The 21,555-nt window shown below is 71.4% G+C and carries 23 protein-coding genes; 18 read left to right on the top strand and 5 right to left on the bottom strand.

The window, feature by feature from the left end; translation table 11 throughout:
• Nucleotides 1–59 precede the first annotated feature (59 nt).
• Nucleotides 60–1,028: a sugar-binding transcriptional regulator gene (locus O9K63_RS13115; RefSeq protein WP_277238503.1), complete on the top strand. Its 969-nt coding sequence runs from the start codon at nt 60–62 to the stop codon at nt 1,026–1,028.
• Nucleotides 1,029–1,121: 93 nt separating this feature from the next.
• A complete protein-coding gene (locus tag O9K63_RS13110) occupies nt 1,122–2,216 on the top strand; it encodes an ABC transporter ATP-binding protein (RefSeq protein WP_277238500.1) in 1,095 nt (364 codons plus the stop codon).
• Here O9K63_RS13110 and O9K63_RS13105 read toward each other — a convergent pair.
• On the bottom strand, nt 2,209–3,240 hold the full coding sequence (locus O9K63_RS13105; RefSeq protein ID WP_277238498.1) for a hypothetical protein: 1,032 nt from the start codon (nt 3,238–3,240) through the stop codon (nt 2,209–2,211). The genes O9K63_RS13110 and O9K63_RS13105 overlap by 8 nt on opposite strands.
• Nucleotides 3,241–3,510: 270 nt before the next feature.
• On the opposite strand from O9K63_RS13105, the gene O9K63_RS13100 reads away from it, so the two are divergent.
• Nucleotides 3,511–4,830 (top strand): HNH endonuclease signature motif containing protein, encoded by a 1,320-nt coding sequence (locus tag O9K63_RS13100; protein ID WP_277238496.1) that lies wholly within the window; start codon nt 3,511–3,513, stop codon nt 4,828–4,830.
• Between the two features lie 107 nt (nt 4,831–4,937).
• Here the strand turns inward: O9K63_RS13100 and O9K63_RS13095 are convergent, their stop codons facing one another.
• Together O9K63_RS13095 and O9K63_RS13090 are read right to left on the bottom strand one after the other, a co-directional pair.
• Nucleotides 4,938–5,852 (bottom strand): oxidoreductase, encoded by a 915-nt coding sequence (locus O9K63_RS13095; protein WP_277238494.1) that lies wholly within the window; start codon nt 5,850–5,852, stop codon nt 4,938–4,940.
• A 202-nt stretch (nt 5,853–6,054) separates the two neighbouring features.
• Nucleotides 6,055–6,960, bottom strand: coding sequence for a LysR family transcriptional regulator (locus O9K63_RS13090; RefSeq protein ID WP_277238492.1), 906 nt, complete (start codon nt 6,958–6,960; stop codon nt 6,055–6,057).
• A gap of 81 nt (nt 6,961–7,041) precedes the next feature.
• Between O9K63_RS13090 and O9K63_RS13085 the strand changes: the two genes are divergently transcribed.
• From O9K63_RS13085 to O9K63_RS13075, 3 genes are all read left to right on the top strand, one after another.
• Nucleotides 7,042–7,239 carry a hypothetical protein gene (locus O9K63_RS13085; RefSeq protein ID WP_277238490.1) on the top strand — a complete coding sequence of 66 codons (198 nt, stop codon included), beginning with the start codon at nt 7,042–7,044 and terminating at the stop codon, nt 7,237–7,239.
• A gap of 148 nt (nt 7,240–7,387) precedes the next feature.
• Nucleotides 7,388–8,278, top strand: a complete 891-nt coding sequence (locus tag O9K63_RS13080; protein ID WP_277238488.1) for a sigma-70 family RNA polymerase sigma factor — start codon at nt 7,388–7,390, stop codon at nt 8,276–8,278.
• A 69-nt stretch (nt 8,279–8,347) separates the two neighbouring features.
• A complete protein-coding gene (locus tag O9K63_RS13075) occupies nt 8,348–8,584 on the top strand; it encodes a DUF1059 domain-containing protein (protein ID WP_277238486.1) in 237 nt (78 codons plus the stop codon).
• 103 nt (nt 8,585–8,687) lie between these two features.
• On the opposite strand, the gene O9K63_RS13070 is transcribed toward O9K63_RS13075, so the two are convergent.
• On the bottom strand, nt 8,688–8,873 hold the full coding sequence (locus tag O9K63_RS13070) for a PspC domain-containing protein (protein ID WP_277238485.1): 186 nt from the start codon (nt 8,871–8,873) through the stop codon (nt 8,688–8,690).
• Nucleotides 8,874–9,034: 161 nt separating this feature from the next.
• Here O9K63_RS13070 and O9K63_RS13065 point away from each other — a divergent pair, with 161 nt between their 5' ends.
• The 6 genes from O9K63_RS13065 (at nt 9,035) to O9K63_RS13040 (ending at nt 14,353) form a co-directional block, all read left to right on the top strand.
• The gene (locus O9K63_RS13065; protein WP_277238483.1) at nt 9,035–9,520 is read left to right on the top strand and encodes a DUF2177 family protein; all 486 of its coding nucleotides are present in this window, start codon (nt 9,035–9,037) and stop codon (nt 9,518–9,520) included.
• Between the two features lie 81 nt (nt 9,521–9,601).
• On the top strand, nt 9,602–11,689 hold the full coding sequence (locus O9K63_RS13060) for a neutral/alkaline ceramidase (RefSeq protein WP_277238481.1): 2,088 nt from the start codon (nt 9,602–9,604) through the stop codon (nt 11,687–11,689).
• 212 nt (nt 11,690–11,901) lie between these two features.
• Nucleotides 11,902–12,489, top strand: coding sequence for a 2'-5' RNA ligase family protein (locus O9K63_RS13055; protein WP_277238480.1), 588 nt, complete (start codon nt 11,902–11,904; stop codon nt 12,487–12,489).
• Between the two features lie 17 nt (nt 12,490–12,506).
• Entirely contained in the window at nt 12,507–12,917 is a 411-nt protein-coding gene (locus O9K63_RS13050) for an RrF2 family transcriptional regulator (protein ID WP_277238478.1), read from the top strand.
• Nucleotides 12,918–12,944: 27 nt separating this feature from the next.
• The gene (ric, locus tag O9K63_RS13045) at nt 12,945–13,652 is read left to right on the top strand and encodes an iron-sulfur cluster repair di-iron protein (protein WP_277238476.1); all 708 of its coding nucleotides are present in this window, start codon (nt 12,945–12,947) and stop codon (nt 13,650–13,652) included.
• A 92-nt stretch (nt 13,653–13,744) separates the two neighbouring features.
• Complete coding sequence (locus O9K63_RS13040; protein ID WP_277238474.1) at nt 13,745–14,353, top strand: class I SAM-dependent methyltransferase; 609 nt, start codon at nt 13,745–13,747, stop codon at nt 14,351–14,353.
• Nucleotides 14,354–14,450: 97 nt separating this feature from the next.
• On the opposite strand, the gene O9K63_RS13035 is transcribed toward O9K63_RS13040, so the two are convergent.
• The gene (locus O9K63_RS13035) at nt 14,451–15,323 is read right to left on the bottom strand and encodes a hypothetical protein (protein ID WP_277238472.1); all 873 of its coding nucleotides are present in this window, start codon (nt 15,321–15,323) and stop codon (nt 14,451–14,453) included.
• 281 nt (nt 15,324–15,604) lie between these two features.
• Here O9K63_RS13035 and O9K63_RS13030 point away from each other — a divergent pair, with 281 nt between their 5' ends.
• The 6 genes from O9K63_RS13030 to O9K63_RS13005 all read left to right on the top strand — a co-directional run bounded on the left by O9K63_RS13030 (nt 15,605) and on the right by O9K63_RS13005 (nt 21,450).
• Nucleotides 15,605–17,305 carry a sodium:solute symporter family protein gene (locus tag O9K63_RS13030; RefSeq protein WP_277238470.1) on the top strand — a complete coding sequence of 567 codons (1,701 nt, stop codon included), beginning with the start codon at nt 15,605–15,607 and terminating at the stop codon, nt 17,303–17,305.
• Nucleotides 17,306–17,320: 15 nt separating this feature from the next.
• The gene (locus O9K63_RS13025; RefSeq protein WP_277238468.1) at nt 17,321–17,452 is read left to right on the top strand and encodes a putative transporter small subunit; all 132 of its coding nucleotides are present in this window, start codon (nt 17,321–17,323) and stop codon (nt 17,450–17,452) included.
• A 270-nt stretch (nt 17,453–17,722) separates the two neighbouring features.
• Nucleotides 17,723–18,166, top strand: a complete 444-nt coding sequence (locus O9K63_RS13020) for a hypothetical protein (protein WP_277238466.1) — start codon at nt 17,723–17,725, stop codon at nt 18,164–18,166.
• Nucleotides 18,163–19,392: an NRAMP family divalent metal transporter gene (locus tag O9K63_RS13015; RefSeq protein WP_277238464.1), complete on the top strand. Its 1,230-nt coding sequence runs from the start codon at nt 18,163–18,165 to the stop codon at nt 19,390–19,392. Before O9K63_RS13020 ends, O9K63_RS13015 begins: the two co-directional genes overlap by 4 nt.
• Nucleotide 19,393: 1 nt before the next feature.
• Nucleotides 19,394–20,230, top strand: coding sequence for a PRC-barrel domain-containing protein (locus O9K63_RS13010; protein ID WP_277238461.1), 837 nt, complete (start codon nt 19,394–19,396; stop codon nt 20,228–20,230).
• A 35-nt stretch (nt 20,231–20,265) separates the two neighbouring features.
• Entirely contained in the window at nt 20,266–21,450 is a 1,185-nt protein-coding gene (locus tag O9K63_RS13005; RefSeq protein ID WP_277238460.1) for a zinc-dependent alcohol dehydrogenase, read from the top strand.
• Nucleotides 21,451–21,555: the final 105 nt, after the last annotated feature.

The raw sequence follows: 21,555 nt of genomic DNA, 5'->3' as shown, positions 1-21,555 counted from the left end.
ACCGATGCTCACATGAGCGGGGGTGTTGCTCATATGAGTAAAGGGCCTATGCTGCTCGTGTGTCAACCACCGGCAGGGTCCCGACCGAGGGCGGTCCGGGGCCGAGGGAGCTCGTCCTGGCGACCGAGGTCGCCCGGCGCCACTACGTGCTGGGCGAGGCCAAGACCGACATCGCCGAGACCCTGGGCATCAGCCGATTCAAGGTCGCCCGGCTCATCGACCTCGCCCTGGCCGCGGGCATCGTGCGGATCAGCATCACCCCGCCGGACAGCCTCGACACCGAGACCTCGGCCCGCCTGCGCGACCGGCTGGGACTCGAGCACGTGCTCGTCACCCCGGGGCCCACGCCGGCCGGAGCCGCGGCGACGCGGGAGGCCCTGGCACAGCTCGCCGCCGACCTGCTGAGCGAGCTGCTGCGCGAGGGGGACGTCCTCGGGCTCCCGTGGTCACGCACGGTCAGCGTCCTCCCCGCCCTGCTGCACGACCTGCCCCCGGTCGACGTCGTCCAGCTGACCGGCGCCCTCCAGGTGCCCGGGGTCGACTCCAGCGCGGTCTCCATCGCCCGGGAGAGCGCCCGGGCCACCGGCGGGCGGGCCACGCTCTTCTTCGCCCCCTTCGTCCTCGAGGATGCCGCCGCGGCCCGTGCGGTGCTGCGGCAGAGCGAGGTCCGCACCGCCATCGCCGACCGGGCCCGGGTGACGCACGCCGTCGTCGGGCTGGGCGGGTGGGGTGCGGGCACCTCGACGATCCACGACGCCGTCTCGGCGCAGGAGCGCCGGGAGGTCCGGGAGGCGGGTGTCGTCGGCGAGATCGCCGGCGCCCTCTTCGACGAGCACGGGCGCAGCGTCACCTCGCCGCTGGCCGACCGGCTGATCTCGGTGTCCGTCGCCGAGCTCGTGGCCATGCCCGAGGTCATCGCCGTGTGCGCCGGCGCCGAGCGGGCCACCGCCGTGCGGGCAGCGGTCGAAGGGGGCCTGGTCACCGGGCTCGTCTGCGACTTCGCCCTGGCCGAGGAGCTGCTCCGATGACCGGCCGGCCCCACCCCCTTCGCACCCTCGTCCCCCACCCACGACCCCACCCCGAGCAACGGTTCGGCGCGCAGCGCCGGTGAAGGAGAGATCATGGCAACGGTGACCTACGACGGCGCCACCCGGACCTACCCGGGGCACCCGACGCCCGCGGTGGACGCCCTCGACATCGACATCGAGGACGGGGAGTTCCTCGTCCTCGTCGGCCCGTCCGGATGCGGCAAGTCGACCTCGCTGCGGATGCTCGCCGGCCTCGAGGAGGTGACGAGCGGGCGGATCCTCATCGGCGACACGGACGTCACGGGGGCATCGCCGAAGGAACGCGACATCGCGATGGTCTTCCAGAACTACGCGCTGTACCCGCACATGTCAGTGGCCGACAACATGGCCTTCGCGCTGAAGATCGCCGGCAACGACAAGGCCGACATCGCCAAGCGCATCGACGAGGCGGCCAAGGTCCTCGACCTGACCGAGTACCTCGACCGCAAGCCGAAGGCCCTCTCCGGTGGCCAGCGCCAGCGCGTGGCCATGGGACGCGCCATCGTCCGGCAGCCGCAGGTCTTCCTCATGGACGAGCCGCTGTCGAACCTCGACGCCAAGCTGCGCGTGCAGACCCGCACCCAGATCGCCTCGCTGCAGCGCCGCCTGGGGGTGACGACCGTGTACGTCACGCACGACCAGACCGAGGCGATGACGATGGGCGACCGCATCGCGGTGCTCAAGGACGGGCACCTGCAGCAGTGCGCCACGGCCCGGGAGACCTACGACCGCCCCGCGAACGTCTTCGTCGCCGGCTTCATCGGCTCCCCGGCCATGAATCTCGTCAAGGTCCCGGTCGTCGACGGCGGCGTGGCCTTCGGTGACCACGTGCTCGACGTGCCGCGCGACGTGCTCGCCGACGCGGGCGCGCACGTCGTCGTCGGCCTCCGCCCGGAGGACCTGGTGGCGAGCGACGACGGGTTCCCCCTCAGGGTCGACCTCGTCGAGGAGCTCGGCGCCGACGCCTACGTGCACACCACCCCCATGGGTGAGGGCATCGACATCATCGGTCCGGACGGGGACACGAAGCCCTTCGTGGCGCGCGTGGACGGGCGACGCCCGCCGGTGCGCGGGGACACGCTACGCGTCCGGCCGGCCCCCGAGCACCTGCACGTCTTCCACGCCGACAGCGGCGAACGGCTCAACTGACGGGCGCCTCGAATCGCAGCACCGCGGCGACTCCATCGGTGACGGAGCCGTCCAGCACCTCGGCGTCGGCATCAGTCCGGGCACAGGCGGCGAGCAGCTCTCCGTCACCCGAGGGGGCCTCGCCGTCACCGAAGAAGATGGTGTCGACGGCGCCGGCCTCGGCGGCCTGAGCGACGGCCCGTGAGCCCTCGACCGCCCGGTCGTGCGCCTTGGCCTCCTCGAATCGTTCACGGTGGTGGTGGTCGCGCTCAGCCGCGACGTCGCTGGCCAGCTCGCGCAGCGCGGCGGTGAGTGCCTCCTCGGCCGCCTCGTCGACGGTCCCTCCGCTGTCGGTCTGGTGGCAGATCCGAGCGAGTGCCTCGGGCAGCGCCTCCTGCACCGCGGTCCTGCCCTGCACCTCGCCGGCCAGGACCAGCACGTCCGGTGTCCAGTGCTTGGCCACCGACTGGAGGTGCTCGGCGATCTCCCGGGCATTCTGCTCGACCGTCTCGTGCGCCCGGCGCTGGATCTGCTTGTGGGACAGTGCCTGCCCGCGCGGCTTGTGGACGGACTCGACGGTGTCCGGCTCCACGACCTCCTCGGGGCCGGCAGGGTGCTCGCGATCGGCGACAGCGACCTCACGCCGGACCACGGCGCGGTTCTGATCCACGATCGCCACCAGCAGCCGCACCGAGTGCGCCCACTCCCGGACGTAGGCGCCCAGCTCGGGCTGTCCGGCGACGTGGGCGGCGTCGCCGGCGCCGAGTGCGGCGTCCCACGGCTCGTTGAGGAGCACCCCGTCGCTCCCGGCGACGAGGACTCGACCGTCGGCCTGGACCTCCCCACTCGGCTCGTCGAGGACCGCGTCGTCGAGCGCGGTCAGCGCCGCCTCGGGGGCCTGCGCGTCCTCCAGCTGCCCACGCAGGGCGTCCCAGCGCAGCCGCACCTGCTTGCGTGCGTCCTCGCCGGGCGAGCGCGCCTCCAGGTAGACGGTGGCGAAGGGTCCTTCCGCGTCGTAGACCTTGCGGAGTGCCTGCAGTTTCATCTCGCTTCTTCCGTGTTGGGGGGTTCGTTGTGGTCGCCCTACCCGCGGCAGCGCGGCTCATGCGTTCGAGGAGCGGCCGGCCGGTACGGGTACTGGCATGCCGTCCACAGGTGGGTGTGCGCGCACCGGCGGCTGGCCCTTCGACACCCGGTGGTTGAGGTGTGCATAGCGAGTCCCGACAGTGGTGGTTGAGGTGTGAGTTCGCGTAGCGAGCGAGCCTCGAAACCACGCCCGGGCTGCGTTGTCGGTGGTCGCTGGCAGGGTGTCTTCATGGAGATGACGGCGCAGTGGCACGAGGCCTACGGGACTGCTCCCGGCCTGCGTGACGCGCTGCGCTCGTTGATCCGCAGTGCTGGTGGTGGCGGGGAGCTGTGGCGCCTGGGGGAGGCGGAGATCACCGAGGCGTTGGCGGTGATCGGGCAGGCACGCGCCCTGCTGGAGATCGCCGAGGTCGACCTGGTCCGCGAGGGCCTGGCGCGTGGGCTGCCGGGGGAGTCGTCGTGGTCCCCCACGGACTGGGTCACCCGCGCCGAAGGCCAGCGCGCACCGGACCCGAGCGTGCGGCACACCGCGTCGGTGGTGCGGGTGGCCAAGGCCGGCACCGCGTTGGCGGGGCGGCACGCCACCCGCGCCAGCGAGGCCGTGGACGCGGTGCGCGAGGCCTTCGAGGACGGCGACCTGCCGCTGGGCAAGGCCGACCAGCTGGTGCGCTTCCACGCCCAGGTCGCGCCGGTCGCCGACGAGGGCCTGCTCGAGGAGGACCTGGGCACCCTGGTCGCGGCCGCGAAGGACGACGTCGTCGCCACCGGCCCGGAGGGGCGGCGGCGGGAGCGGGTGCGGGGCCTGAGCGAGAAGGAGCTGGCCGCGGCGACCACCCGCACCGGGCGGTTGCTGAAACCGGAGAAGGACATCGAGGACGAGGACCGGCGCGCCAAGCGTGGCCGCTCGTTGACCAAGAGCCAGGGCCCGGCCGGGATGTCCCTGTACCGGGTGGTGCTCGATCCCGAGGGCGCCGCGGTCGTCGACGCCGCCCTGGCCGCGCTGTCCGGGCCGGTCAAGGGCCCCGAGGGTGAACCGGACGAGCGGCCCGCGACCCAACGGCGCGCGGACGCGCTGGTGGAGATCATCCGCCGCGGGGTCGCCTCCCCGGGCGCGGAGCCGACGTGCGAGAAGGCGCAGGTGGTGGTCACCATCGGCCTGGACGACCTGCGCGAGGGCACCCACGGCGCGGGAGTGAGCGCGACCGGGCAGGTGCTGGCCCCCTCGGTGGTGCGCAAGCTGGCCTGCGACGCGGGGATCATCCCCGCCGTGCTCGGCGGTGACAGCGAGATCCTGGACCTGGGACGGTCGGCGCGCTGGTTCACCCCCGGACAAAAACGCGCCCTCTGGCTACGGGACGGCGGCTGCACCTACCCCGGGTGCACCATGCCCCCGCAGTGGTGCGATGCCCACCACGTGGCCTGGTGGTCCCGCGGCGGGACCACCGACATCGACAACGCCGCCCTGCTCTGCCAGCGCCACCACACCACCGTCCACACCCACGACCTCCACGCGAGCATCACCCCCACCGGCGTGACCTGGCACCTGTAGCGACCCCGCCCCACAGCCCTTCCCCAGGGAAGGGCTCACCGGCATGCCCGCGGGCGCTCAGCCACACGGCGGGTCCGGAAGTGCTCAGATCTAGTGGCCGGTGGCACTCAACCCACGGCGAGCCGCGGCCGGACGCCGGTGAGCTCCTCGGAGATCTCCCACAGCCGTCGCATGGCTTCCGGATCGCGCGAGGCACGGGACGGGGTGACCAGACCGGGGCGCCCCCGCATCTGCCGGTAGCCGGTCGGCCCGAGGTAGTCCCCGCCGACCACGGCGGGATCGGTCGCGGCGCGGAGGGTGGGCAGCGCCCCCTTCGCCGCGTTGTGCCCGGCGGCGAGGGTGAACCCCGAGACCACCGGACGCGCGTACCAGGGCACGTAGCGGCCGAGGTCGGTGCTCGAGATGCCCGGGTGTGCCGCCACCGCGATGGTCTCCGCGCCGGTCGCCACGAGTCGCCGCTGCAACTCGTGGGTGAAGAGGAGGTTGGCCAGCTTCGACTGCGCGTAGGCGCCCATCCGGTCGTAGGAGCGCTCGCTGTGCAGGTCCTCGAAGTTCATCCGCCCGGACCCGAGGCGATGCGCCAGGCTCGAGACGGTGACCACCCGGGACCCCGGGGTGGCGACGAGTCGGTCGAGCAGGAGGCCGGTCAGGGCGAAGTGACCGAGATGGTTGGTGCCGAGCTGCAGCTCGAAGCCGTCCCGGGTGACCCCGCGGGGCGTCATCATCACGCCGGCGTTGTTGACCAGCAGGTCGAGCCGGCCGTTCGCCTCCCCGATCTGCACCGCCGCCTCCCGCACCGACTCCAGGGACGAGAGGTCCAGCCGGACCACCTGCGCCCCGGCGAGGTCCGAGGCGACGTCCGTCCCCTTCGCCACGTCCCGGCAGGCGAGGACCACCCGGGCACCCCGCCGGGAGAGCTCTCGTGCGGTCACCGCGCCGAGGCCGGTGTTGGCGCCGGTGACGACCGCAGTGCGCCCCGTCAGGTCCGGCATGTCCTCGCTCGACCACGATCCGCTGTCCATGTGCCCCACCCTGTCACCATGGGAGCCACTCCACTGCCCCGGACGAAGGAGGTCGGCTCGCTCGCCCCCGAGACATCTCACGACACTCGGGAATGGCCGGTAGGTCACTATCTCCATGTATCGGCCACATCGTAGATTGACCGAGACCGGACGAGAGGCGGGAAGAAGGGGGCGTCGCGATCACGACCCGCAGCACCGGCAGCTACTCCCCGGGCCCCGCCTCCGCGCGCTCCTCGATCAGCTCGACCGCCCGCTGGACGTAGTCCAGGTGACTGCTCGTGTCCCGCACGTGCATCGCGATCCGCCGCTGCGGGACGGGATCGACGACCGGCGCCGTGTGCACGTGGGCGGGGGTCTCCCCCTTCGCCAGCCTCGGCAGCATCGCGATGCCGACGCCCGCACCCACCATGGCGAAGGCGACGTTGTGGTCGTCCGACCGGGCCACGTAGCGCGGCTCGAACCCGGCGGCGTGGCACGCGTCCCGCACCACCCGGCCGGACGTGCGGTCGTACATGTCGTGGTCGATCCACAGCTCGTCGCGCAACTCGACGGCCCGCACCTCCGTCGCGCCGGCGAGCGGGTGGTCGGCCGCCACCGCGACCCCGAAGTCGTCGATCGCCAGCTCCCGCCGCCGGTAGCCGCTGAGGTCGAGCGGCATCTCGGCCGGGACCTCGTCGTCGATCTCGATGTCGCGGGTGCGATACCCGGGGGGCGCCTCGGGCGTGTGGATGTCGATCGCCCACTGCACGTCGGGGAACTCCTTCGTCAGGTCGGCGACGACACCGGGCAGCCAGGCCCGGGCGAGCGAGGCGAAGGACCCGATCGACAGGGTCGGCGTCGGCCCTGCGTGCAGGTCCTCGATGAAAGCCTCCAGGCGGCGCGCGCTCTCGAAGACCTCGGTCGACTCCTCGGCCAGGCGCTCGCCCACTGCGGTGGGCTCGATGCCCCTCCCGCGCCGCTCGTACAGCGGCAGCCCGACGGCCGTCTGCAGGGCGATGATGTGCTGGCTGACGGTCGCCGGCGTGAAGCCGAGGTTGGCCGCGGCGCCGCTGACGGAACCGCTCGCGACGACGGCGCGCCAGATGGACAGACGGTGCAGATCGATCATGCGTCAACCATAAGGCGTTACCTGATGTTCTTGTGGGAACCGCTGCTTGTGGTTGTTGAAGATGTTCGTGATACTTGAGTCATGAGCATCTTCGCAACCATCGCAGTCCTGGCCGTCCTCCTCGTCGCGGGCCTCTCCCCGTGGTGGGTCGCCGGCCGTCACCTCGTCCCCGGCTCCGAGCGCGTCGCGCTGTCCGAGCTGGGCTTCTCCGGCATCATCGCGACCCTCCGTCGCGGCGCCAACATGTTCGTCCCCGCCACGATCACCACCCGCAGCTGAGGCCCGGCCTGACAGCGTCGTCAGGCCGACCTCCATCCCCCGGGCACCGCCCGGGACCGGGCTCACCGCCCACCAGACCCTCCGGGCCGTCACACTCGTGACGGCCCATTCGTCATTTCGGTGACGACGACGGACGGAGGCGGGACCCATGGACCAGGTGCACGAGGACGACCGCACGCGGGCCTTCGAGGCGGAGCGGCCACGACTGGTCGGGCTGGCCACCCGCATCCTCCGCGACCACGCCGAGGCGGAGGACATCGTCCAGCAGGCCTGGCTGCGCCTCCACGGCACGGATGCGCGCATCGACTCCCTGCCCGCCTGGCTGACCACGGTCACGAGCCGGCTGTGCCTGGACCGCCTGAAGTCCCGCACACCCGAGCCGCACGACGAGGTCGAGGCCCCCGAGACCTCCCCCGACGCGGCGGACGAGGTCGCCCTCGCCGACACCGTCGGTATCGCCCTGCAGGTGGTCATCGACCGCCTCACACCCGGCGAGCGGGTCGCCTTCGTCCTCCACGACAGCTTCGGCTTCGACTTCCCGACGATCGCCGCCGTCCTCGACACCACCCCCATGGCCGCCCGGAAGCTCGCCTCCCGCGCCCGGGCCAAGGTCCGGTACCGAGGCTCCTCCGTCGCACCTCACCCATCATCGGATGAGCCCTCGCACGACGGGCTGTCCGACTGGGAGATCGTCGACGCCTTCATGGCCGCGGCGCGGGAGGGCGACTTCGACACCCTCCTGCAGCTCCTCGCCCCCGACGTCGCGGTCGGCGCCGATGCCGCCGCGATCACCCTGGGATCCCCCGAGCGGATCGACGGCCGACGTGAGGTCGCGGAGTTCTTCAACGGCAGCGCCCACGCCGCCCTGCCGGTCCTCGTCGGCGACCGGCCGGGCGCCGCATGGTTCCACCGGGGCGCGGCCAAGGTCCTCTTCGACTTCACCGTCGCGGACGGCCGGGTCACGGGCATCACCTTCCGCGCCGAGGAGTCCGTGCTCGCGCAGGTCGTGCGCCGCCGCGACACCGAGCGAAGGGGGTGACCTCCTCGGTCACACCCGACGCCCCCGGATCGTCAGACCAGTGAACGCACGAAGGAGAGGACCACGACGATGAAGACCATGACCTGCCGCCAGCTCGGCGGACCCTGCGACCTCGAGCACCGCGGCGAGAGCGCCGACGACGTGATCAACGCCCAGGACCGCCACCTCAAGGAGGCGGAGAAGGCCGGCGACGCCGCGCACCAGCCGGCTCGCGAGGACATGAAGGGGCGCTGGCGCCACCCCCGCAGGAGCCTGGGCTGGTACCGCGACACGAAGACGGCGTTCGCCGCCCTGCCGGAGGACTAGACCTGCTCAAGGACCAGGCGCACGCCGAAGGGGGCCGGGTTCACGTCACCCGGCCCCCTTCGGCACGCCTCGACGCCTCGGTCTCCCGAGGACGCGAGGAGGACTAGTTGTCGGACTTCGGCATGAGGATCCACAGCACGATGTAGACGAGCTCCCCCACCCCGACGATGCCGAAGATGACGAAACCGAGGCGGACCAGGAAGCGCGGCAGTCCGAGCCGGTCGGCGAGACCGGCGCAGACGCCTGCGATCCACTTGCCATTGCGTGGGCGTACGAGTTGACGCGACATGTCCTCGCCGTACCCGCGGATCCACGGATCATGCGCGGTCCGGAGGGTGCGTCATCGCCCCCCGCTCCGCGGACATCGACTAACCTTGGACAAAGGTAGGACACGCTCGGGATCGGCACGCCGTGCCGCCACGGACCCGGCGCCACGCTCGGGAGGGCCCCATGACCGCCACGACGAATCCCCCACTGGGCGCGAGGGCCTGGCTCGCGGGCTGGGCCGTGACCGCGATCGCCTTCGGCGTCCTCGACGGCGTCTGGCTCGGTGTCGTCGCCCAGGGCACCTACGAGCGCGCCTTCGGCCCCCTGCTCGCCGACCCGATGAACGCCCCTGCCGCAGCAGCGTTCTACGTGATCTACACGCTCGGCATCACGCACTTCGCGACCGCCCCGGCCCTGGGCAGCGGCAGCATCCGCAGCGCGGCCCTGCAGGGGGCGGCGCTGGGTGTGGTCGCGTACGCGACCTTCGACCTGACCAGTCTTGCCGTCATCGAGGGCTACCCCGCCGGGATCGTGCCCATCGACATGGCCTGGGGGGCCTTCGCCACCTCGGTCGCCGCCGCGGCGGCGACCGCCGTGCTGCGGGGACGGCTCACCCGAGGCGGACACACTTCGGCACCCACTGCCCCCGCGGCACCGAGGCGCAGTTGACGACCCCACCTCCTGCAGCCAATATTACTTAGCAGTAACTTTTGGCGCGGTGCCACCGCTCACCCCGATGCAGGAGTCGCGATGTCGCGAAGGACCCGGACCCGACTGCTCACCGGCGCGCTCGCGCTCGGCCTGGTCGCCCCCTTCGCCGCGAGCGCCACGGCCGCGCCCGCGTCCGCTGACTACCTCGTCGGCGCCGGCCTGTACGACATCACGGGGGCCGCGGCGGAGACGGGCGCCTTCGGCTACGCCGCACAGCAGGAGATGCGGGGCATCCAGGACCGCCTGTACTCGCACGCCTACGTCATCGCCGACCCCGGCACCGACGAGCGGATCGTCTACGTCTCCGCGGACATGGGCGCGATGTTCCAGTCCGTGCGCGTCGAGGTGGTCAAGGAGCTGCGCGAGCGCTTCGGCGACACCTACACCGGCGACAACGTCATGCTCACCGCCACGCACACCCACGTCGGCAACTCCGGCCAGGCGCACGCGACGCTCTACCAGATCGCCGGTGCCGACGCCTCGGGGGCGGGCTACAGCTCGCAGAACTTCCGCGCCGCCGTCGACGGCATCGTCGCCTCGATCGTCCGCGCGCACGACAATCTCGAGCCGGGCAGTGTCTCCCTGACCCGGGGCGAGCTCGCCGACGCCACCCGCAACCGCTCGGTCCCGGCGTACGAGACCAACGACGACGCCGGCGAGTACCCCACGGACGTCGACACCCGGATGACCCAGCTGGAGCTCATCGACGCCACCGGAGAACCGGTCGGGATGCTCAACTGGTTCGCCGTCCACCCGACGAGCTTCAGCAAGGAGTGGACCCACCTCAGCGCCGACAACAAGGGCTACGCGCGCTACCTCTTCGAGGAGCGGATGGGCACCGACCCGGCCTCGGACGACACCTTCGTCGCGAGCTTCGCCAACGCCGCGGAGGGCGATGTCGTCGCCGTCGACGGCAACTCCCACTCCGCCCCCGGCTACGAGGGCAGCGCGGACGAGCGGCTCAACGTCGAGCGGGCGGGCCGGCGGCAGTTCGACGCGGCGGTCCGCCTGTGGGAGGCGAAGGGGGAGCCCCTCACCGGCCCCGTCGACAGCCGCTCCCGCTGGGCCGACTTCGGCGACTACACGGTCCGCGACGAGTTCACCAAGGGCGATCCGGAGCGCGACCTGTGCACCCCGGCCCGCGGGTTCTCCTTCGCCGCAGGTGGCGAGAACGGCCCCTCGAACATCCCCGGCATCACCGAGGGGATGACCCGCAGCAGCATGACCGGCGGTGCACTCGACGCCATCGCGGGCTCGGCCCTGGGCGCCCTGCTCGGCGACGCCCTCGTCGACGCCCTCGTCGACGCCCCCGTGCTCGACAGCTGCCAGGCGGAGAAGCCCGTGCTGCTCCCGACCGGCCACCTCGGCTGGGTCCCGACGAAGGTCCCCGTCCAGCTGCTGCGCCTCGGCTCCCTCGCGATCGTCGGCGTACCCGGCGAGCCGACGACGATGAGCGGGCGGCGCCTCGAGGCCACGGTGAAGAAGCGCCTCGCGGGCAGCGGCGTGGACACCGTCGTCGTCGCCGGCCTGGCCAACTCCTACACCGGCTACGTCGCCACGCGCGAGGAGTTCGCGGCCCAGCACTACGAGGGCGCGTCGACGGAGTTCGGCCCACACACGCTGGCCGCCTACCGGCAGGAGTACGCCGACCTCGCCTCCGCGATGGCCGAGGGTGAGTCCGTGGGCAACGGCGTGCGCCCCGAGGACCGGAGCGGCAGCTGGTACCCGGAGCGCCCCGGGGTCGTCCACGACGACACCCCGATCGGCCAGGACTTCGGTGAGGTGCTCATCCAGCCGCGGGACGCCTACGCGAAGGGGGAGACCGCCACCGCCGTCTTCCGCGGGGCCCACCCGAAGAACGACCTGCGCACCAACGGCACCTTCCTGGAGGTCCAGCGCCGGAGCGGCAACGGGTGGAGGACCGTCCTGACCGACCGCGACTGGGACACGACGTACACGTGGGAGCGGGAGGGCATCGCCGCCTCGCGGACAACGGTCGAGTGGCGGATCGGCGAGCAGACGCCACCCGGCACCTACCGTCTCGTGCAGACCGGTGACCGGAGGGACGGCTGGACCGGCAGGGTGCGGCCCTACCGTGGCACCTCGCAGGCCTTCACGGTGCGGTGATCGCTGCCGGTGGCTTCGAGGCTTCGCCCGCTGGGCGGACTCGCACCTCAACCACCGTTGGGCGAGACGGTGATCGCTGCCGGTGGCTTCGAGGCTTCGCCCGCTGCGCGGACTCGCACCTCAACCACCGTTGGTGAGAACCCCGTCGGTCGAGGCGTGAGGGCCCCCGGGCCCGAGCCTCGAGACCACGGCCGATGGGGCAGGCTCGGGGCGTGACCGGCCACACCGTGCTGCAGCTCCCCGTGCCTCCGCTGGAGGCCTGGGTCCGCGAGCGCACCCGCTCCTACGACGCCGGGTTCGTCTCCGCCGACCCGCGATTCGGCCACGCGCACGTGACGGCCCTGGCCCCCTTCGCCCCTGCGCCGTCGGCGAGCGACCTGGCCGAGGTGGGACGGATCGCGGCAGCGAGCGCGCCGATGACGATCCGGCTGGCCGACCTCGGGCAGTTCCCGAACGGCATCATCCACCTGCGGCCCGAGCCGGACGGCCCCCTGCGTGACCTGACCGAGGCCCTGGTCGCGGCCTTCCCGGACTTCCCGCCGTACGAAGGGAGGTTCGGCCCCCGCGTCGATCCGCACCTGACGCTGGACGCGGCCTCGGCGACGGTCTCCCTCGAGAGCACCCGTGCGCTGCTCGGTGACGTGGTGCCGGCGACGTGCACGCTCACGCAGCTGCAGCTCGCGTGGTGGGAGTCCGGCCGGTGCCGCGTGCTGCACGAGTGGCCGCTGGGACGGTCCGGGGCGCGCACGCCCGTTGCCGGGAGCACCGTCGAGGAGGCGCTCTTCCCGCCTCCCGAATAATCTATTAGTCTGTCACTATGAGACTAGAGGTCACGCGCCGGGCCGAGCTGGCCGTGCAGGCGATCGCGGCCCTGTCGCCGAGGGATGCCCGACTCAAGGCCCCCGAGCTGGGCGAGGCGCTGGACGCCACCCCCGGCTTCGTCGCCCAGGTGGTGGGCCCACTCGTCAAGGCCGGCTGGGTCCGCTCCACCCCCGGCCCGACCGGCGGGTACTCCCTCACCGACTCCGCGGCACACGCCAGCGTGCTCGACGTCATCGAGGCGGTCGACGGACCGACCGCCAACGGACGCTGCGTCGCCGAGGACCGAGCCTGCGGCCACGGGCGCACCTGCGCCCTGCACGAGGCGTGGACCCGCGCCCGCACCACACTCACCACCACGCTGGCCGCCACCCCGGCGGTCGACGTCCACCGCAGGGGCACATCGTGAGGCCCCGACCACGAAGGGACAACGGACATGGCCGTCGCCACCACCGCAACCCTCGGTGACCTGGTCGCCGAGGACCCCCGCCGCAGCCGCGTGCTCGAGCAGCTCGGCCTCGACTACTGCTGCAACGGGCAGCGCCCGCTCGAGGAGGCCGCCCGCACGGCCGGCCTCGACCTCGCCGACATCAGCGCGCGCCTGGACCTGCCCGGCGAGCCGCCGGCCGTCGTCGCCGGTGACCTCGAGATGGCCGCGCTCGCCCACGACATCGTCGACACGCACCACGCCTACACCTGGGAGGAGATGCCGCGGCTGCAGGCGCTCGTCGACAAGGTCGCCGGGGTGCACAGGGAGCGCCACCCGGAGCTCGCCGTGGTCAAGGAGCTCTACGGCCGCGTGGTCGCCGAGCTCGAGCCGCACATGACGCGCGAGGAGCGGGTGATCTTCCCGGCCATCAGCCGCCTGGAGAAGACGCAGGCCCCCGTCCGACTCTCCTCCGGCGACTTCTCCGATGCGCTGCGCGAGCTCATCGCGGAGCACGACGTCGTCGGCGACCTGCTCTCCCGGATCCACGAGCTGACGGATGGCCACACCCCACCGCAGGACGCCTGCAACTCCTACCGCGCGATGCTCACCGGCCTGGCCGAGCTGGAGCACGACGTGCACGAGCACGTCCACAAGGAGAACAACCTGCTCTTCCCCCGGGTCCTGGAGATGCACGAACGACTCCGTGGGGCGTGAGACCGCACGCCACCGGCCGCCTGCATCGGCCGGTGGCGTGCCCACTCCGGCGCGCCGTCGGGCGGCGAGGACCTCACGCCTATCGTGGGTGCATGGTGCCTGAGACGAGCCAGTGGATGCGCAAGGTCGCAGAGGATCCGAACCACTCGACGTGGTACATCGAGCGCTTCCGGGCGATGGCCGCCCGCGGGGACGACCTGCACGGCGAGGCCCGCCTCGTCGACACGATGGCCCCGCGTGGTGCGCGCGTCCTCGATGCCGGCTGCGGCCCCGGCCGGGTCGGTGGCCGACTCCACGAGCTGGGCCACGAGGTCACCGGCGCCGACGTCGACCCCGCCCTCATCACCGCGGCGAAGGAGGACCACCCCGGTCCCGAGTGGCTGGTCAGTGACCTCGCTGTCCTCGACGTGCGAGGCGTTGGGGGTGAGCGCCGGCTCTTCGACGTGATCGTCTCGGCCGGCAATGTCATGACCTTCCTCGCGCCGAGCACCCGCGGGGACGTCCTCGCCGGCTTCGCCGAGCACCTGGCCGAGGACGGGCGCGTGGTCATCGGGTTCGGCGCGGGGCGCGGCTACGACTTCGCGGACTTCCGGGCCGACGCGGCCGAGGCGGGACTCACCGAGCAGGTCCTCCTCGGTGGGTGGGCTCTCGAGCCCTTCGCCGAGGACGGCGACTACATCGTGGCGATCCTGGGCCACTGAACCACCGCACTTCCCTGGGGTCGTGCGCCCGTAGCCCGCATTTCCCTGGGGTCGTGCGGCATCTACGCGCGTTACCCCAAGGTGGTGCGGGCCCGGGTCAGGCAGCGACGGGGTGGCGCCCCTGCAGCACCCGCCAGGTGTAGGCCACGGCGAGATAGCCCACCGGGATCAGGACGAGGAAGCCGAGACCGAGGGTGCACAGCGACAGGATCCCGAGGCCGAGGAAGACCAGGAAGAGCAGCAGCACCGGACCGACATTGGCCTTGGTGAACCTGAAGCTCGCCCCCATCGCGTCCGTGGCCGAGCTGCCGTCCACGACGGCGAAGTTGGTGAATGACAGCAGGAACGCGGCGATGATGCCCGGGATGATGCACAGGATGATCCCGACCAGGGTCACCAGGGCGACGAGGATCGCTGCCAGCACCATGTGCAGCCACGGGATCCGGGTGAACATCGTGCCGATGCTCGCGCTCCCCGTGTCGACCACGTCGAGCGCGGCACGGATCAGGGCAGCGGCGATGACGAACTGGACGATCGCGCTGATGATGCTCAGGACGCCGCTGGCCGCGATCGCGCCGATCCCCGGGTCGCGCACCTCGGTCGGCTCACCGGTGAACGGGTCGGTCGAGCCCGGGACGATCGGACCGGTCTCCAGCAGGAGCTCGGAGCCGAAGGAGAACCCGAGGGAGATGACGCCCAGCAGCACCGTCATCCCGAGGAAGGGCCCGAGGTTCTGGGTGAACGTCCGCCAGCCGTAGGTCAGCGCCTCGAGGGGGCTGTAGGAGCTCGGGACGCCGCCCCACCCGGGCGGCTGACCGCCGTAACCACCCGGCGGCTGACCGCCATAGCCACCCGGCGGCTGACCGCCGTAGCCACCTGGCGGCGGGTAGGGCAGTCCTCCGTACCCACCAGAAGGAGGTGGCTGGCCGGGCCCGCCCGGAGGTGGCGGTGGCGGTGGCTGGTAGCTCATGGGGCACAGCCAAGCCCCAACTCATCAAGCGTGCAAGACCCACCTGTGGACGAGCGCCGTCGGGCGCAGTCAACCGCGACCGACTCACCGCCGGGAGTCCCGGAAAACGTGCTCCCACGGGTGATGTTCGCCACATCCGTCAGGGTGCATGAACATTCACTTTTCGTTGATGACATCGGCTTCTCGGGCGGTTTGGAGCCGTTTGCCGTCATTGGCAATGCATATGCATCCGGGGTTACGTTCCGCATGCCACACCGACAACACCACACCGGAAGGACGGCATGCCTACCGAGCCCCCATTGGGAATCGTGACCATCATCCTGCTCCTGCTCCTCTTCTACGGACTGACGATGTACATGTCCGTCAAGATCAGCCGGGGCAAGGAGAACGCCGACGACTACATGACCGCGGGTCACGGCATCGGATTCGGCATCTCCGCCGCCTCCATGACGGCCACCTGGATCTGGGCGTCCTCGATGTACGCCTCCGCCACCTCCGGGTACCTCTACGGGATCTCCGGGCCGATCCACTACGGCCTGTGGGGTGCGCTGATGATCCTGTTCATCTACCCCTTCGGCAAGCGGATCCGCGCCGTCGCGCCGCGAGCGCACACGCTCGCCCAGGTGATGGCCGTGCGCCACGGCCGCTCGAGCCAGCTGATGCTCGCCGGGTCCAACGTCCTCGGGAGCGTCATCTCCCTGATGTCGAACTTCATCGCCGGTGGCGCGCTCATCGCGATGCTGTCGCCGCTGAACTTCATCCAGGGCGTCTTCGCGATCGCCGGTGGCGTGCTCCTCTACACGATCTGGTCCGGGTTCCGCGCCTCGGTGCTGACCGACTTCGCCCAGGTCGTCGCCATGCTCGGTGCCGTCGTCGTCCTCGTGCCGACCTTGTTCTTCCTCCTCGGTGGGACGGACCTGCTGCGTGAGGGTGCCGCCAACCTCACCCCGCAGCAGTCCAACTTCTTCTCCTCGGAGGCCTTCCTCTTGCAGGGCGCCCCGTACATCGCGGCCGTCCTCGCCTACGCCATCGGCAACCAGACGATCGCCCAGCGACTCTTCGCCGTGCGCGAGGACCTGATCAAGCCGACCTTCATCACCGCGACCATCGGCTACGGCGCCACCGTCATCGGCGTCGGCATGCTCGGCGTCCTCGCCCTCTACGCCGGTGTCCAGCCGGCGGGAGGCGACCCGAACAACCTGCTGCCGCAGCTGGCTGCCAGCCACCTCGCGACCCCGCTCATCGTCATCTTCTTCGTGATGATCATCGGCTCGCTCTCCTCGACGGCCGACTCGGACCTGGCCGCTCTCTCCTCGATCGTCATGACCGACGTCTACGGCGTGAGCGTGCGTCGCAGCGGGCGGACCGTCAGCCCGCGCACGATGCTGCTCATCGGCCGGCTGACGATGGTCCTGGCGACGGCGGCAGCGGTCGCGTTCGCGGCTCTGGAGCTGAGCATCCTCGACCTGCTCGTCTTCGTGGGCGCGCTCTGGGGCTGCCTGGTCTTCCCCGTCATCGCGTCCTTCTACTGGACGAAGGTCACCAACTCGGCCTTCACCGTCTCGGTGCTCCTCGCCCTCGCCGCGTTCCTCCCGGTCCGCTTCGGCTGGCTGCCGCGCACCACCGGCACGGACCTGGTCGTCGAGCTGCTCGGTGTCGTCGGGATCGGCGTGGTCATCGGACTGATGCTCTTCGGGTTCTTCGGACCGAGGGTCGGCCTCGCCGGGGGCACGATCGCCGCCCTGGTCCTCGCCCCCTTCGCCATCGGCCTCATCGCCGACTACGCCGCGCTGTCCGGCTCGCTGGTGGCCTACGCGGTCTCGACCCTCGTCTGCGCCGCGATGACGCTCGCCTCCCGCGGCGAGCCCTTCGACTTCGACGTCATCGCCCGCAAGACGGGCGACTTCGACCCGGAGGACGATGCCCTCGAGTCCACAAACCGCCCCGTCGTCGACCCCGACGACGAGCCCGCGACCGTCTGAGAAGGGACGCCACACATGTCCATCACCGCACTGACCATCTACATCCTCATGTGGCCGGCGATCGTCGCCGTCATCCTGGCCGTCATCTGCACCGGCTTCGTGCGCGAGATGCGCTCCGCGAGGCGGAAGGGCGAAGACCTCATCTGAGGCCCGGGACCCCCGCGCCGGTGGCCGTCACCCCTCCCGGTGGCGGCCACCGGCGTGTCCGTGGGCACGGACGCAGATGTGCCGAGCGAGGCGGTGGGGCCGTCCACCCGACGCCCACGCATGAAGCCGGTGGCCTCGGGTAGGTGACCGCCATGCTGTGCCCACGAGACTGCGCGGCCCGATGATCGAGGGATGGCCGCTGGCGCTCGGATGGCTGCTGCTGCTGATCCTGGTCGCCATCCTCGCCTACCTCGTCCTCAGGCGGCCGCGGTGAACCGCCGCCAGGCCCTGGGGGCGATGCTCTCCGCCGCCGCACTCTCCGGCTGCGTGGCCCCGGCGATCGACTCCGGGGCGTTCACCAAGAATGCCGAGCGAGCCCTCACGTCGACGCTGTCCGAGACGCGCACGGCCCATCTCGTGGTGAGCCAGCTCCTCAGCGACAAGATCACCGGGCCCGCAGCCGACACCAGCCTGAGCAACGCCGAGGACGCGATCGGGCCGATCTCGGCCAGCTTCGGCAAGGTCCAACCCCCCAACCCTCGCGACGACTCCCTCCGTCGCCGGGTGCTCACGCTCATCGAGGATGCGAGCAGCGCCATCGCCGAGGCCCGGATCGCCGCCCGCCGCGGGGACATCGCGGGTCTGCGCTCGGCCCGAGCCGGCCTCGACTCCGTCTCGTCCGACATCGAGAAGGCGCAGGGGGACCTGCGATGAAGAAGGTCCTCGGTCTCCTCCTCGGCTTCCTCACCGCCATCGGCGGCTTCGTCGACATCGGTGACATCGTCACCGCCGGGGTCGTCGGCTCCCGCTTCGGCATGTCGTTGGCCTGGGTCATCGTCCTGGGCACCATCTCCATCTGCGTCTTCGCCGAGATGAGCGGACGGGTCTCCGCAGTGTGCGGGCGACCCACCTTCGACCTCGTCCGGGAGCGCTTCGGTCCCCGCGTGGGGCTGGTCAACCTGCTCGCGTCGATGGGCGTGACGCTGCTGACCTTCTGCGCGGAGATCGGTGGCATCGCCCTCGCCCTGCAGCTGGCCACGAGCGTCAACACGTACCTGTGGATCCCGGTCGTGGCCGCGCTGCTGTGGATCGTGTTCTGGCGGGTGAAGTTCTCCGCGCTCGAGGACACCTTCGGTCTGGGTGGCTTGGCGCTGGTCGTCTTCGCGGTCGCGGTCTGGCAGCTCTCCCCCGACTGGTCGCAGATGTGGCAGCAGGCCAGCCGGGCCGAGATGCCCCTGCCCGAGGGGGTCCCCACCTACTGGTACTACGCGGTCGCGATGTTCGGGGCGACGATGACGCCCTACGAGGTGTTCTTCTTCTCCTCCGGCGGCGTCGAGGAGAAGTGGACGAAGAAGCACCTGCCGACGATGCGCCTCAACGTCCTGCTCGGATTCCCGATCGGAGCGGTGCTGTCGTTGTCGATCATGGCCGGGGCGACCGCGGTCCTGCTCCCCCGCTCGATCCAGGTGGGCGACCTGAGCCAGATCGTGCTCCCGGTCGCGGAGTCGACGGGCAAGCTCGGCATCGTCTTCGCCATCCTCGGCATCTTCGCCGCCACCTTCGGCGCCGCCTGCGAGACGGGGCTGTCGGTCGGCTACAGCATCTGCCAGTACTTCGGCTGGCAGTGGGGCAAGTTCGAGCAGCCGCTGCACGCCGCCCGCTTCCACACCATCCTGCTCTTCATCTGCATCTTCGGCGCCGGTCTGCTGCTGACGACGGTCGACCCGGTGATGCTCACGGAGTACTCGGTCGTCTTCAGCGCCCTCGCGCTGCCGCTGACGTACGTGCCGATCCTCATCGTCGCCAACGACCGCACCTACATGGGCGAGAGCGTCAACGGACGCTTGGCCAACGTGCTGGGCAGCGCCGTGCTCGTCCCCGTCATGCTGGCCTCGGCCGCGTCGATCCCCCTGATGATCCTGACGAAGATGGGGCAGTGAGATGAGCCAGGACTCCAACCCGACGGCCTTCGACACGAGCGTCGTCATCCGACTCCTCGACCACCAGATCGTCGACGAGGACGGCCGCTTCCTCGGCAAGGTCGACGACCTCGCCGTGCGGGAGGACGGTGGGGACCTCCTGGTGGAGGCGCTGATGGTCGGAATCACGGCCCTCGCCCCGCGCTACCCCGGCGTGCTCGGCCGGTGGGGCTGGGCCATGTGGCGGCGACTCAGCGACCCGGCCGCGTCGGGCGCGGTGCTCGTCCCGCTGGAGGAGGTGCTCGAGGTCCGCTCCGACATCGTCGTGACCACCGCCGCCCGAGACGCCCTGCTCACCTCCTTCGGCCTGGAGAACTGGCTACGCAAGCACCTCATCGAGCGCATCCCCGGCGCGCGGGGCGCAGGGCACCCGACGTCCGATGACGCGGAAGAGCCCCCGTGGGCGGGCGATGAAGGCATCCCCGTGCCGGAGCCGGGATCGACGGGCGAGCGCCACCGCCTGACCGAGCTGCTCCGGATGGCGGTCGTCGACGCCGACGGCCGGGACCTGGGGCGGATCAGCGACATCGAGGGATGCGCCGTCACCCGACGCAGGGACGCGCTTGGCACCCTTCGGTTGACGCGGCTCCTCGTCGGTCCCCGCGCCGTCGGCTCGACCCTCGGCTACTCCACCTCGGAGCAGGAGGGGCCCCTCGTCATCGACCGCTTCGTGGGGGCGTTGCACCGCAAGGCCCGGTGGCACGACTGGAGCGAGATCGCCGACATCTCGTGGGCCGAGGGTCGCGCCCGTCTGGACGAAGGGGGGCGGCCCCCGGTTGGGCAGCCGCCGACCGGGTAGCGGGGTGGGGTACCCCGACCCATCAGGAGGCAACCATGAAGGCCGTGACCTGGCAGTCACACAACTCCGTCGAGGTGACGGACGTCCCCGACCCGCGGATCGAGCAGCCGACCGACGCCATCGTCCGCGTCACCTCGACCGCCATCTGCGGCTCGGACCTGCACCTCTACGGCGTGCTCGGCCCCTTCCTCTCACCGGGGGACGTGCTCGGCCACGAGGCCATGGGCGTCGTCGAGGAGGTCGGCCCCGACACGGGCGACCTGAAGGTGGGGGATCGTGTCGTCGTGCCCTTCAACATCTCCTGCGGGCGCTGCTGGATGTGCGAGCGGGGACTGCAGTCCCAGTGCGAGACCACCCAGGTGACCGAGCAGGGCATGGGCGCCTCCCTCTTCGGGTTCAGCAGCCTCTACGGCTCGGTCCCGGGAGGCCAGGCCGAGTACCTGCGGGTCCCGCAGGCCCAGTACGGTCCCGTCCGCATCCCGGACACCGGGCCGGACCAGCGTTACCTGTACCTGTCTGACGTCCTCCCGACCGCGTGGCAGGCCGCGCAGTACGCGGAGATCGGCGAGGGCGACACCGTCCTCGTGCTCGGTCTCGGACCGATCGGCCAGATGGCCACCCGCTCCGCGAAGGTCCAGGGGGCCGGCCGCGTCATCGGGGTCGACCGGGTCGACGAGCGCCTGGCGATGGCCGCGGCCCACGACGTGGAGACGCTCGATCTGCGCACCGTGGAGGACCTCGGTGACGCCGTGCGGGACCTCACGCAGGGCCGCGGCGCCGACCGGGTCATCGACGCCGTCGGCATGGAGGCGCACGGCAACCCCATCGCCGAGACGGTCATCAAGGCGACGACACGCACCCCGAAGCCGCTGGCCCGCGCGGCCATGAAGACCGTGGGCATCGACCGCCTCGAGGCCCTGCACAGTGCCATCGACTGCGTCCGGCGTGGCGGCACGATCTCGCTCAGTGGCGTCTACGGCGGCATGGTGAGCCCGATGCCGCTGCTGACGATGTTCGACAAGCAGGTGACGATGCGGATGGGTCAGGCCAACGTGCGGCGCTGGACCGACGAGCTGCTGGAGACGGTCTCCCGCGACGAGGACGTCTTCGACGTCGAGGGCCTGGCCACCCACCACCTGCCGCTCGCCGAAGCGCCCGAGGCCTACCGCACCTTCCGGGACAAGGAGGACGGCTGCATCAAGGTGGTCCTCCAGCCCTGAGCGCGCGGCGGCGCCGGGGCGGGCGATCCATGAGGTGCTCGTGCAGTGGTCACCGCCGCGGCGCCGTCCGGCTGGCATCCCGTCCGCGGCACGAGGATGATCGAG

It is taken from the genome of Janibacter cremeus, assembly GCF_029395675.1.
Classification (GTDB): Bacteria; Actinomycetota; Actinomycetes; order Actinomycetales; family Dermatophilaceae; genus Janibacter; species Janibacter cremeus_A.
This window is presented reverse-complemented; position numbering and strand designations above follow the sequence as displayed.

Bases quoted from the DNA above. Each gene is read 5' to 3' on its own strand.
- O9K63_RS13110 (WP_277238500.1), top strand. From the start codon at position 1,122: ATGGCAACGGTGACCTACGACGGCGCCACCCGGACCTACCCGGGGCAC.
- O9K63_RS13105 (WP_277238498.1), bottom strand. From the start codon at position 3,240: ATGAAACTGCAGGCACTCCGCAAGGTCTACGACGCGGAAGGACCCTTC.
- O9K63_RS13100 (WP_277238496.1), top strand. From the start codon at position 3,511: ATGGAGATGACGGCGCAGTGGCACGAGGCCTACGGGACTGCTCCCGGC.
- O9K63_RS13095 (WP_277238494.1), bottom strand. From the start codon at position 5,852: ATGGACAGCGGATCGTGGTCGAGCGAGGACATGCCGGACCTGACGGGG.
- O9K63_RS13090 (WP_277238492.1), bottom strand. From the start codon at position 6,960: ATGATCGATCTGCACCGTCTGTCCATCTGGCGCGCCGTCGTCGCGAGC.
- O9K63_RS13085 (WP_277238490.1), top strand. From the start codon at position 7,042: ATGAGCATCTTCGCAACCATCGCAGTCCTGGCCGTCCTCCTCGTCGCG.
- O9K63_RS13080 (WP_277238488.1), top strand. From the start codon at position 7,388: ATGGACCAGGTGCACGAGGACGACCGCACGCGGGCCTTCGAGGCGGAG.
- O9K63_RS13075 (WP_277238486.1), top strand. From the start codon at position 8,348: ATGAAGACCATGACCTGCCGCCAGCTCGGCGGACCCTGCGACCTCGAG.
- O9K63_RS13070 (WP_277238485.1), bottom strand. From the start codon at position 8,873: ATGTCGCGTCAACTCGTACGCCCACGCAATGGCAAGTGGATCGCAGGC.
- O9K63_RS13065 (WP_277238483.1), top strand. From the start codon at position 9,035: ATGACCGCCACGACGAATCCCCCACTGGGCGCGAGGGCCTGGCTCGCG.
- O9K63_RS13060 (WP_277238481.1), top strand. From the start codon at position 9,602: ATGTCGCGAAGGACCCGGACCCGACTGCTCACCGGCGCGCTCGCGCTC.
- O9K63_RS13050 (WP_277238478.1), top strand. From the start codon at position 12,507: ATGAGACTAGAGGTCACGCGCCGGGCCGAGCTGGCCGTGCAGGCGATC.
- ric (WP_277238476.1), top strand. From the start codon at position 12,945: ATGGCCGTCGCCACCACCGCAACCCTCGGTGACCTGGTCGCCGAGGAC.
- O9K63_RS13040 (WP_277238474.1), top strand. From the start codon at position 13,745: ATGGTGCCTGAGACGAGCCAGTGGATGCGCAAGGTCGCAGAGGATCCG.
- O9K63_RS13035 (WP_277238472.1), bottom strand. From the start codon at position 15,323: ATGAGCTACCAGCCACCGCCACCGCCACCTCCGGGCGGGCCCGGCCAG.
- O9K63_RS13030 (WP_277238470.1), top strand. From the start codon at position 15,605: ATGCCTACCGAGCCCCCATTGGGAATCGTGACCATCATCCTGCTCCTG.
- O9K63_RS13025 (WP_277238468.1), top strand. From the start codon at position 17,321: ATGTCCATCACCGCACTGACCATCTACATCCTCATGTGGCCGGCGATC.
- O9K63_RS13015 (WP_277238464.1), top strand. From the start codon at position 18,163: ATGAAGAAGGTCCTCGGTCTCCTCCTCGGCTTCCTCACCGCCATCGGC.
- O9K63_RS13010 (WP_277238461.1), top strand. From the start codon at position 19,394: ATGAGCCAGGACTCCAACCCGACGGCCTTCGACACGAGCGTCGTCATC.
- O9K63_RS13005 (WP_277238460.1), top strand. From the start codon at position 20,266: ATGAAGGCCGTGACCTGGCAGTCACACAACTCCGTCGAGGTGACGGAC.